Origin of the sequence: Actinomadura fibrosa (assembly GCF_900659615.1) — a bacterium.
In the GTDB taxonomy this organism is placed as follows: domain Bacteria; phylum Actinomycetota; class Actinomycetes; order Streptosporangiales; family Streptosporangiaceae; genus Spirillospora; species Spirillospora fibrosa.
In genome coordinates this window covers 18,260-30,392 of sequence record NZ_CAACUY010000101.1, presented here as the reverse complement: position 1 = coordinate 30,392, position 12,133 = coordinate 18,260, and the positions used below count along the sequence as shown (strand labels likewise).

Sequence of the window (12,133 nt, the reverse complement as noted above, 5' to 3'; positions counted from 1 at the left end):
CGGCGGTGAACCAGCCGGGACAACGCCGCCAACCACAGCCGGTCGCCGTGATCCCACTGCGGCCGACCGCCCAGCTGACGACGCAGCACCTGGTTCTCACGCCGCAGCACAAGCAACTCGACGTCCTTGGACGGATCCGACCGAACCAGCACCGCCAACAAACCGAACAGGCACCTCACCAACCGGTACAGCAGCGACAGCAGCACCTCGAGATGGTCCCAGCCAGATACGTGATCCCGTAGCGAGACCCCAGGTCACAGCATGAATCGAGTTTCCGAGCGGCACACCGTGTCCCCACACAACCTCAACCAACCTGCCTGGGCAGTACATCTAGGTCACGAGATCGACGTCGTTCCCGGGCACGCGGACGCCGCTGGCCTCGAATGTCGGGCTGGATGCGGTCAGGGTCCTCCATTGGATGGCGTCGACCGGCCTGGACTCGCGTCCGGCAGTGAGGTCAATCGTTTCTCATTTCATCTAAAAGGTCGGGCCGCATCCGGGTAAGTCGCGGTGGAAGGGTCAGCAGGGGAGAAAGGAGGACCAGCGGGAGGCGGGAGCGTAGAAGCTTTTCAAGCATCAGTGATACATGCTCGGATTGGTAGGGCAGTAGTTCCGGCTGTGCGACGTCATGCGACCGCGGCGGGATGAGCGCTCGGCCGTAGGGCGCCAGTTCGGCCAGGAGTACTGCGTGTTGTGTTGGATCATGGTGTTCGCTGGGAGCACCGACCGCCGTTTGTAGCGCATGAGCGATTTCGGGCAGCTCGAGCTCACCGCTGGGCACCCTGGTCAGTACCGCACGAGCGAAGGCGAGAATTTGCTGTCGCTCTTCGGGATTCACCATCTGGTTGATTGTTAGATTGGACAGCCGTCTGCGCATTCCGATGCTCTCGTGGTCGTCGGCCGCCATGTGGCGCATTAGCGGTTCGACGTGCAGCGAGCGCTGTGCTCTGAGGCCGGCTTGCCACAGGAGATGGACGGCGGAACGATCCGCCGTTGCATTCCCAGCGGTGCCGAGCCGGTCCAGCAGGATGATCGTCGCCAGGAGAGGCGCCAAAGGGAGTTCTGCATCGTTCTCCCCGAATGCGCCTGGCCCGTGGGTACCGAGCCACGTCGCGAGGGGGGCATGCCAGGCGGCCAGCTCGCTGGCCAGGCGCGTGTTCGCTGCCCAGACGACCGCGTGGTGCGGGTCGGAGGGCCGAGCGTCCGGACTTGTTCCCGCGTCGTAGGAGTCGCCGTACGAGGTGTGGGCGGCCGAGCTCTCCGAGTCGAGTAGGGCCTTGGGCAGGTCCAGCCGCTGCTCGCGGCGGCCCGCGGGCACCACGATGACTCCGGGGTGGTGGTTGTATGGGCAGGCGGCGACCTCGCAGCGGATCGGTTCGCCCAGGCCGAGCCGCAATTCGAGGTCGACGTCGCCACCAATGTCCAATTCGACCAAGAGGTCGGTGTGGTAGATGCGGGCGAGGTACCGGCCGTTCGACCTCTTGTCGCTTGGCTGGGCGTCCACACGGAGCGGGTGCCCGGGTTCGAGCGCCTGCAGCCGCCGCCGGACGCCGAAGGTCCTCGTGTGGGAGACGGTCCCGTTGGTCTGCAGTTGCACGCTAACCGGCGCCCGCCGCAGCTCGCCGTCTTTGTCGCTAAGGAAGGAGCGTAGTTCTGCGGCGGTGAGGTCGGTGATCCAGCTGGCCTCCGCGGCGGGCAGCCAGTACATCGCTCGTGTGCGCGGGTCGAGGCAGAGCACGCCGAGCTCGGTCTCGTTCTCGAGCACGTCGATAACACGGAGAGTCAGGGCGTGATCGCGGCCTTTCCCGGTTCCCAGCCCGGAGGCCGGCTGGCTGCTGTCGTTGGTGTGCAGCCAGATACTCTCCTTGCCCCGCAGGCTTTCCACCACAGTGCCGGTGAGCGATGCCGGCAGCCCGAACACCAGCCGGTCGTGCCGCATCCTCAGCAGAGCCCCGCCGCTGCGGACGAGGAGCCAGGTGCTGTCCAGCCTGCCGAGGACCTGGCCGAGCATGATGCTCCGGGGGGCGACCGTACACGGGGCGTGCTCCGGCCAGGCAACAGTTACCGTCGCGCCGTTCGCCGTGATGACCTGGAGCGGTAGTCCACCTCCGCACAGCCGGAACAGCGTGGCAGCGCCGTCCGGGTCGCTAAGCAAGTCGCGCATCCAAGAAGACCGGTAGGGCCACTGCTGGGATTCGGCCAGGACGATCCGCTGCGAGTGTGCCGAGGGCAGCACGAGGCCGTTCGGGCCGAGTTCGGTGAGGACGACGTCACCTGGTTGGAACACCTCAGAGGACCTGGTAAGCAGCGTGTTGTCTCGGTTCAGCCAGACGGAGTCGCCGATGGTGAATTCTCGCAGCTCGCTGCGGGAGACTGGTCGGGCCATCCGCCATATGCCCACGCCGAGCGTGATCGAGAGCTCCTCCACGTCAACACCCGTGATGGGGAGGAGCGCCGATCCCACATCGGCCGCCCGCCCAGTGCGGCGGAACAGCGCGCCTCGCGGGCCGGGTTTCCAGTCGGTGAAAACCAGCAGGTCGGGCTGTGTCCCGGAGCCGTGGCGGCGCCGCAACCGGACCAGGTCGCCCGCAGTGAAATGCGTCCATTGGAGCCCGTCAAGCACCCGGCCGCCCTCGGTGACCATGAGGTTGCCTAGGACTTCCAGGACCGTGCCCGGTGAGGTCTCCAGCCAGAAACCGGTGGGCTGCCCCTTCTGATTGCGTATCAGCCCGACCACTGGGAACCAGTGGGCCTCGCCGGAATCGGCGAGTTCGCTCTCGACCAGCTGCGTCGCCGGAAACGCCCGGTAGCGCAGAGTGTCGCCTGGCGAGTATCGCAGGAGCCACTCGTTCCGACGCTGCTGGAAGAACAGCGGGGGGCGGGGACTGTCCGGGCTGGCCAAGTCCATCTGATCGATGATCACCCGCCCGGTCTGCGGGTCGATCGACGACCAGTGGCCGGTCCGCGTGTCGTGGTAATAAGCCGGCGCGCTGTCGATCAGTTCGCGGAGTTCGGCCGCGCCACAGTCCCGGTAGGACAGTTGCGCCCAAGTGAGGGGGCGGTCGGGACGGCCGTCGAGTGGCCTGGCGTACGGTCTGGCCTGGTCGTCCACGAAAAGTTCGGCCGCGGCGACCGACGTGCTGGGGTCCTCCGCGCTGCGGCCCTTCACGATCATGGCAATTTTCGGATGCTTCCGCATCATGAGCGCCCTTCCGCTCTCCTCGGTCGCGGAGACCTGGGCGCCGGGGAGGCCGCCGACAGTGAACTGGCCGGTGGCCCCCGCCTGCTCGGGGCGCACGCCGCTCCGGATCAGCTCGGTCTTGGGCAGGATCACTGCCCCTCGCTCCGAACCGAGAAAGTCGACGTCGCTGGAGATGGCGGGGCGGAGGGTGACGGTACGGCCCTCCAGGCTGACACGGACGATGGCGCCGGGCTTCGCCCAGGAGGGGAGTTCGTGGGGGAACCGGTGAGTGAACAGCATTCCAGGGCCCAGCTCCAGCGCCACCGACTGGTCTTTCCAGTGTCGTGTGCCGATCACCCCGAGGCCGTGGCCGCCCTGAGACTTGATGTAGCCGACGAGCGCCGAGGGGCTTCGTTCCGGCGCGTTCTTGGTGACGCCGCGCAGGTGCGACCGGCTCCGTTGTTCCGAAACGAGCTCGACGACCATGACCCAGCCGTTGAGGATGCGGCCGAGCCGTTGTTCACCGTCCGGTACCTGGTAGAGCCGGCGCAGGAGGCTTTCACGGTGGGAGAACTGCCGCCTGAGGACGGTTACATGCTTCTGCTTCCACTCCGGCGGAGGAACGACGTCGTCAGGCAGCTCGAAAGTGATGAGCGCGTCGTTGGGCAGCAGTTCGATGTCGCGGGCCCTCATGAACACGTGGTGCCCGGCCTGGAGTCCGCTGACGTAAAGGAACACCAGCTCGCGCCCCTCGGATCTTTCGAAGGCGTCCCGGTCCAGTATCGCCAGGACCAGCGATTCGCCGCCAGCCTGACGGCGAAGCCAGGCGTCCCGTTCCCTTCTGTCCGGGGTCCTGAGTACGGCTTTGCGGCGCAAGTGTTGCTCCTGGTCGTGCCTGCGGCCGGCGTCCACCGTCTCGCCGCGGCTCTCCCTCCGCCGGACCGCGACCACGCCGATGCTTCCGTCGTCGCGGACGACCGTTCGGGTGGGGAACACCATCTCGCGTCCCCGCGGGAGCCGTGCCTCTTCGAACAGGACCCGCGCGGGGTTGATCTGCCAGTCGACGTCGCTTTGGGGATCGATATCGAGTACGCCGTCGGGACCGAATTTGGCGGCGCGCAACAAGTCGCCGAAGAACATGAACAGCTCACTGCCCGCGGGCTCGCCCGCGATCCGCAGCTTGGACTGGGGGATGAGGGCAGTGCGGCCGTACCCCCACTCGAACCGGAACGCCCGGCCGCCGGTGGGAAGCGTCTCCGATCCGGCGTAATAGGTGGGATGTCGCAGCAGCTGGCGCTCTTCGAAGCGGCGACCCGGGTGCACCATGACCCGGGCGAACTCCGCCGCGTTGAGCGGTCGCGTCCGGCGGCAGGACGCCGTCCACTGTCCGTCCACCTCGTCGAGCCTGACCCGCACATCGTTAGGCGAGTAGGAGACGTCCTCGACCCAGGCCGGCTCGTCGTCCATGAATGGCACCGTATCGATGTAGGCACCGTCGCGGGTGGCCAGAAAGAGCCGCTGCAGCTTGAGATGCCGTCCGCCGAGGATCCGGCCGTCGGTGTGACCGTCTCCGTTCCGTATCCAGTTTTCGTAGATCTTGCGGCGCATGAGCTGGGGATCGGTGGCGCGGGTCTGGCGGCCCAGCGGCTCCAGCGTCAGCATGCGCTGCGCGACCGCGGCGTCGCGCCCCCGGCGCTCGATGACGATCGCCGCGTCCACCACCCGCATCTCCTCATCAGCGGGGAAGGCGTCCGCGGTGCCGAACATGCGGCGGGCGCCCGCGCCGACCTCCACGCGGATCATGCCCCTGAACGCCCTGCCGATGCTCCGAGCCCGGGCGCCTTGGCGGATGTAGGCCGCTTGGAGGGTCTCCGGCGGGTCCGCGGTTCCCGCAGGACCAATGAAGATGACCGGTCCTCGCTTGCCTACCGCGATTCTTCGGTAGACGCCGTCGACCTCAGCGAACCCCAGGTCGACGCAGTCGGCACCGAAGGCCGTCGTCTCTTTGATCTCCCAGCGGCCGACCGCGTTCACGACGGGCCCGCGCTGCCGGATGCGCACGTCCCACTCGTCCGCGGTCCGCTTAAACGTCAGATGGTCGCCGAGACGTCCGGACTGGCCTTTTCTCAGCGGCAGATCGACCTCGACCACAGCCTGGCCGAGACGGACCCAGGCGGTACAGGTCGCGTTCGCCGCGCCGGGATCGGCCGGCCAGCGGGCGATGAGGCCATCCGCTCGCCCTAGCCGACTCCAGTCGGGCACCTGCGATCCAGCAGCGTCCGCGAAGGCTGCGTGCGGGACACGGGCGAAGGGCTCCGGCTGGCCAGCGGCTTGCCACGCGGAGATCTCGATGTTCCGGTCATTGAGCAGGTTGTTGGACATATGGCCGACGGTCAGGTCTAGGGAGTCGGTGTCGACCAGCACGTCGAGGCCGTGGACGGTCCGAGCCCGCACCTTGTGGCTCAGTCCTGCCCTTCGCCACGAGCCGCGTTTAAGCGTCTGAGTGTGCCCACCCTTCAGCCCGCGAACGAGTTCGAAAACTTCGGCACGGCTCAGGCCCGCGAGCTCCAGGACTGCGTCCCGCGCGGGCCGATATTCCGCGACCCCGGCCCGCAATTGGAGCTCGTCCGCGACGATCATGCAGCGGACGGCGGTCGCGCCCGCCCCTTCAACGTCGGCGATCCTGAGCGACGCGGGGAAACCGAGCTCATGCAAGGACGATGCCCGGTTAGACCGCTGCTGAGTGAGCTCGCGTGTGTCGACCTGGTAGCCGCCTTCCTCGCTGTAGCGGGCGACCACGACGTCCTGGGTCTCATCGGAGAACAGCCGGCGCCAGCGCGGGATGCGCTCGTCGAACGGTCCGGCGCCGAGTAGCGGCCACGGAGTGTCCACAGGCGGGTCGGCAAGCAGCTTGAGCCGTGGCGGATCGTCCCCGGACCTCATTTTCTCTGCGTACACGAGCAGCCCGTCGGGGTCACCCTGCTCGAGCTGATGGAGCAGCCGCTGATGGCTCTCGGCCTCCCAGTCATCGGCAGTCAGCAGGTAGCAGACCCCGGGTTCGGTGGTCAGCCGCCATGTGCCGTCCGATCCGCCGGGCGCGGTCACGACGAACACCTCGGCAGGCGTATCCGCGGCGGTGCGGTACCGCATCTTGGCGGCCAACAACTCGACGAGGTCGAGATCCACTGGCAGCCAAGCCTGGTCGGCCTGCGACCAGCGTGCCTGTCGATGCAACCGCGTCCCGTCTCCGCGGTGCAGAAGATTGGGGTTCCAGCGTTTGACCAGTAGCTCCTGATCGGGTTCGCCCTCGCCGGGCAACACCGGATATTCGGGGACCTCGATGTCCACCTGGCCCGCCGGGCCGATCCGCAAGAGCGCCGGACGCACTTCACCGTCCTCAGGCCTCCGGGCCATCGGGACTACTGCACCCGCGACGTCGACCGTCCCGCCCTGGGCGTTCAGCGGTACCGCGACAAGGTCACCGACCGCGACGGGCTCGGTGATGGCCACGCGCCGCGGCGCCTCCAGCCCGAGGTTGACATGGGCCGCCGCACTCCCGTCCAGAGCTGCGACAACACCCAGCACTAAGCGCTCCCGAAATTTCACCGAGGAGGTTAAGGCGGTCTGGAAGAAGTTGGTGACCTCCCGCCCTTCCTGTGCGTGCTCCGTGGAGCGTTTGACCACTCTGCGATGGACCATCCCGGTTCGCTGGTCGTACGAGACGGCCACGGTGTTGCGGACGTCGGTCAAGGACAACTGCCGTCTGCGCTCGGAGACCAGCGTGAAAGGACCAGACAGCCGCGAACTCTGCCACAAGTCCGCAATCCTGACGCCCAGGGGCCGACGGCCCCAGCTGAACGTCTCCGAGCCGGTCTCATCGACGAATCGACGGATCATGCCGCGCACGAGCATGGCGTTCTCGGCGGCAGCGAGCGCGCCGTGGGCGGTGCTCATCGTGGCAGAACGCTGCTGAGGCCCCTGCCGGGTCACTACCGCGTGCATCCAGTGGTACCGAAGTTCACCGATCAAGTCCGCTGAGGCAACGGGTTCCCCCGTATCGACGGGTTTCGCGGCGAGGAGGCGGAACATCTCCTCGTACTGCCATGGAGTGCCCTGGCCGAACTCGGCAATTAGGTAGATCACCGTCTCAGCCGACCGATGCCACAGGTCGGCGACAGTGTCTGCGGGCGGTTCCGCCAGCAGGTCGATCATGCGCAGCCGCAGGGCGCGAGGAAGATCCTCCGAGGATTGGGCGTGACCGACCGAGGCCAGCCACTCGTCGAACCACCTCTCGCGCGTCCCCTCATCGTCCAGCCCTTCGGCGAGGAGGGCGAGGAGCCGCTCGGTACGCAACAGCGCCAAGGGCAGCTTTTTGAGCCAGCCGGACTCCACAGTCAGGTCGAAGCGAGACCACTCGGCCGGCCTCACTTTCGGCGACAGCAGCACTTCGCGCCAGTCGGCCTTCTGCATGGCCCACGAGCGCCGCCAGTCCCAGATGCTCGAGACGTCCTGCAGGGATGAGCCGAGTCGGCGGCGGCTCTGCAGTGCCAGGACGGCCACGAGGCCGAGGCTTGCCGCCTGTTCCTCCACCACCGGAAGTTGCCGGTAGTTGCCCTGTACGGGGTTCTCGGGAAACCAGTCGCGGATCCTCGGCCAGCCTTGCCCGATGGCCGTGACCGCCGGAGAGGGTTGGTCGACGTCGCGGTACAGCCATCTACCCTGTCTGGCCAGGAACGTATCGCCACCGGTTCCGGAGGACGCATTCTGGATCCAGCGGAAAACGGTGAGCCAACCACCGATCGTAAGAAGCTTCTGCAGTTCGCTGGGGCGGTGCGGATCGGCTGGCTCGGCATTGATCAACAGATCGACGAAAAGACTGGGCGGTATCGCGGTGAATCGCCCCTCGCCAGCTCGCGACACCAGTCTTTGAACATAAGCGGCCAGCCCTAGCGTGGGCTCAACCCGCCTAGCGCTCTGATCCGGCCGACTCCTCGTCAATCTGGACATCTGGCCCTTGGCCACGTTCGTGACCCGATTGCCGAACCCGTCGCTGGCCGTGACGTCGGCCGCGTGCAAAACCAAGGCGGTCAAGTGGTCGCCGGCCCCGCCATGCCGCATCATCGCCACCGCGGTGTTCGCCGCGCCGAGCATCCGGATCAGCGACTGGACCTCTGAGACCTGCGGGTAGCTGGGGAGCGGGTGCTTCCGTGACCGTTTCCCGGGTTGGTCGACGGTGTACAGCGACCTGATATTGCGTCGCCAGAGCCAGGGGGACATGAGGGTGGTGAGGGAGCGCGGCGAATTCTGCGCCATCTGGCCAGTGCGGGCTTGAAGATCGATTTCTCGGCGCTGGTGCTGGCGGAGCTGCAGCAAGCTCAAAGTCTCCGATCGCCAGCGCCTGAGGGCTGGACCGGTCAGTGGCACCATGGCCCGAAACGTGGCGCCGACCGGCTTCGGATAGGCCCACCAGTGCCCCAGCCGCCGAGCCGTCTCTTCCGGCAGGTGCCGAGCCGCGTGGTCCCACAGCAGCGCAATCCAGAGCACTAAGGGCAGGCTGCGCCGCTGCTCCGGGTCACCGGGCACATCCTTTCCGTAGAGCCGCATGTGGACGGGATTTAGCTTCGTCCAGTCGGTGACGTCCCCGGTCCAAAACCTCCGCAGCCGCTCGCCGGTGAACACTTCGGTCTCGATGGCGCCGAGCCAGCCATCGGGGTCGGCGCCGGGCTCACCGAACAGCACCTCGATCACCGCGGCGAGCAGGTCGGGCTCGATCTCAGGGTTGCCGTGGCTTCTCGTCCAGATGGCGCCGGCGAGCGATCCCGCCTGCTCCGGCTGAACCATGGCCATCGTGCGCGCGGCCAAGAGCAGTGGTAGGCGCCCGAAAGTTCCGTCGAGGGCCTGGCGGACGGTCTCTAAGGGCTCTTCCCCGGCGCAGACGAGTAGGACGGTCTGCGGATCGATGCGCGCCGTTACGGACAGGACCGATAGCAGCACCACCTCGGGGACAAAGTCCGGGAGCGCCAGGTAACTGTCGCCGGGCGACCGGCCAAGGCGGTCGTCGGCCACGGCGCTAACCATCCGGTCGGTCGCTCTCAGCAGGCGTTCCGTGATCTTGCCCAGCAACGCCGCCTGCACCAGCCCGTTCAGCTCACTGCGGGTAGCGTCGTCGTTCTCCTTGTCGATGACGTTGCGCGCCACATGCCGCGCCAGCTCCCGCAGCCGCGCTCGATCTGCTCCGGCCGCCGTCGACTCCGGCCCGGCCGCCCAGAGTACGGCGGGCAGCGCATACTCGATGATCCACGGTTCACTCTTCGCGAGTTCGCCGAGCGCGGCGCACTGCAGTTCTGTCGACTCCGGATCGCGTACGGAGAGCAGCAGATCGAGGACGATCGAAGTCTCCGACGGATCGAGCTGGATCGTGGTGCAGAAGGCCCAGTCAGCGAGCATCGGATGCCCCTCCATGGCGCTCGTAGGGTTGGATCGTCTGGTGAAGCTGCAGGACGTGTTCGGCGGCCGTGGGATCGAGACCATGGCCGTCGTCCATGCCGAGAAGGCACCGGACGGCGTCCGGCAGGCGCCCGAGCCGTTCGACGAGGCTGGGGCTCGGCTCGGTGACCGATACTGCGGCGAGGAACGCAGCGGAGACGGTGTCCAGCGGATCAGGGAAGTCGTCGGCGCGCAGACGAGCCGCCCGGACCACCGGTACGGCGCTCTTGGCGGGGTAGGAAGAGAGTGCCCCAGCTGGATCGATGGGTGAAGCGAGGTCGCGAAAACGCCCGGATCCGGCCGCCAGCCAATCCGCCGCCAGCGGGTGGCCAAGCACCTGCAGGCGCAGGCCGATCGTGTCCATATGGTCGGCGCCGAACAGGCTCCGCGGGGCGCGCCGCGGTTCGGCAACCGCAGTTCCCGGAGTGCTCTCCAGCCACTCAGCGAGGTCAGCGTCGCGGTCGGTGGCCACGGCCAAAGCTGCGAACCCGGCCGTGGTCGGGCCGCGGGAGGCGCACGCGCGCTGCATCTCGGTGTGCGCCTCCGGCATGAGGTCACGGATCAGTCTGAGTAGTCGGGCGGCTTCGGGGGCCTGCAGCGCATCGATTCCCGGCACGACGGCCAAGGCGAGGTCCACTGCGGGCATTTTTGGCAGCGGCGGGCCGCCCGGGTCGAGGGCCAGCGCCGGTTCGGCGAGTCCTAGAGCGCGTAAGCGCCGCCCGCACTCGGCGCGGAGCGCGACAAGGAGCGAGCCCCCGGCGCCGGGGTTGGCTGGCTCGACGCGAGGAACCGGCACCGCGGTCCGTACGAGAACTGAGCAAGGGCCCTGCCGGCCAAGGCGATTTCCCAGCCGGTCGGCGAGGATCATCGCAGTTACCGGTACGCCTGCCTGAACGTGATACAGGACAGCAGTTCCCGGGACCGTCCGTCTGAGTTCCTCGGCATAGCGGGCGAGGCTGTCGAGGGGGCTGTGCGCATCGGATGAGTGAAGGGCAACCACGATGCCCGCGACGGCGTCGTCGTATCCCCGGAAGGCGTTCCACTGGTGGTCATAGCTGAGCGCCTCCTCTATAGCGGCCCGGTCCGGGGCAACCTGACCGACGTCCAGTGTCGACCACCGCCGCTCAGGCAGACCGAGCGTCCGCATAGCGGCGGCGATCCGCTTCTCCACTGTGTTGAGAGCGGCGGCCAAGTCGGCTCCCGGGGCGTCGGCAAGCACCCCAGTAAAGGCCGTCCTATCCAGGCACCAGAGCGTGTCGATACGGCCACGGCGCTGGTCGCTCGGGCCATCCTCAGCTCCGGGGATCCAGTGCGGCGGCAGCCAGTACGCCTCCCAGCCGGGACGGGACACTCCTGGGTCGGGCCTGGCACGCAGCACTTGCAGTGAGGCCACGCCGGTGAACAGTGCCGGGACCTGCTGGCTGCCGGGCGCCATCGCATCGCGGGCGGCGCGGAAGGCCAGAGCGGCGTCTCCGCGGAGAGCCAGCTCGCGAAAGAACGCGGCGGTGAAGTCGACCGCGTCCGCGCCCTTGGCTGCGCCTTGCATCGCGACCACGACAGGTACCCCGCCCTGAACCAGCCTGGAGGCGAACGACCCGAGATTGAGCTCACCCTCATCCGCGACCGCCGTATCACAAGCAGCGATCACGGCGACCTTGACACCGGCAGAGACGAGCCTTCGCGCGAGTTCGTCCGCAGCTACCGCCGTAAATCCGTCATCTCTCGGCAGGATGAGCCCGCCCGCTTGAAATACGTGGTGCCCAAAGAAACACCAGGCGAAGACCGGCCCGGCCAGGGACGTGGGCACCTCGTTATAAGCCCTGGCGGTGATCGCGGTTTCCTCGAGCGCTTCATTGATGCGGGCATCGAACCGAGTGCCCCAGACTCGCGCGTCCTGCAGGTCCAAGTGCCCGCCCTCCGGGAGCGGGTACTGCGACGCCGTCTCGGTCGCCGTCACGACCGCGATCTCAGCGGGCAGCGCGGCCGGCGGCTCGTAACCGTCCGCCAACTGACGTATCAGCAGCAAATCATGACGTCTGAAGAGGAAGTCATAGGCGCGTCGCCCTACACCGCGGCGTTCCTGTCCCTCCGGGGGAGGGCCGACGGCGGTGTACTCCCAGGGCAGATGCTGTAGCTCGAGATCGGAAGTGCGCAGGCGTAGAGCCAGGCCTGATCTGCCGCTTTCGCGGCGCTCCTCGTGCAGGAGTTCGGCGACCAGACCCGGGAAGAGAGCATCCCGAAGTCTTTCGGCCGCCCGATTGTCTGCGAAGGCCGCGTGAGTCTTTGCGGCGCGGACCATCTTAGCCGCGTGACGCAACCTCGCGACCGTCACTGCTCCCACGCCGACCACCGTCTCGGACATGGCAGCCGCCGTGGCGGTCAACTCGTCGTCGACGATCTTCAAAGTGATATCGATGTGCCGTATGTCGCCCACCACCCCCGCTCGGCGTACCCTTATGCCCCAGA

General features: G+C 67.4%; 3 protein-coding genes. All 3 read right to left on the bottom strand.

Annotated features, from left to right (window positions below):
- The coding region (locus E1300_RS28055; protein ID WP_207399992.1) for a hypothetical protein at positions 1-206 on the bottom strand (206 nt) is incomplete at its 3' end.
- 251 nt (positions 207-457) lie between these two features.
- Entirely contained in the window at positions 458-9,628 is a 9,171-nt protein-coding gene (locus tag E1300_RS28050) for a hypothetical protein (protein ID WP_131760084.1), read from the bottom strand.
- Positions 9,618-12,071, bottom strand: a complete 2,454-nt coding sequence (locus E1300_RS28045) for a CHAT domain-containing protein (protein ID WP_131760083.1) — start codon at positions 12,069-12,071, stop codon at positions 9,618-9,620. Before E1300_RS28045 ends, E1300_RS28050 begins: the two co-directional genes overlap by 11 nt.
- Positions 12,072-12,133 lie beyond the last annotated feature (62 nt).

Coding starts and splice junctions, on each gene's coding strand:
- E1300_RS28050 (WP_131760084.1), bottom strand. CDS start 9,628: ATGCTCGCTGACTGGGCCTTCTGCACCACGATCCAGCTCGATCCGTCG.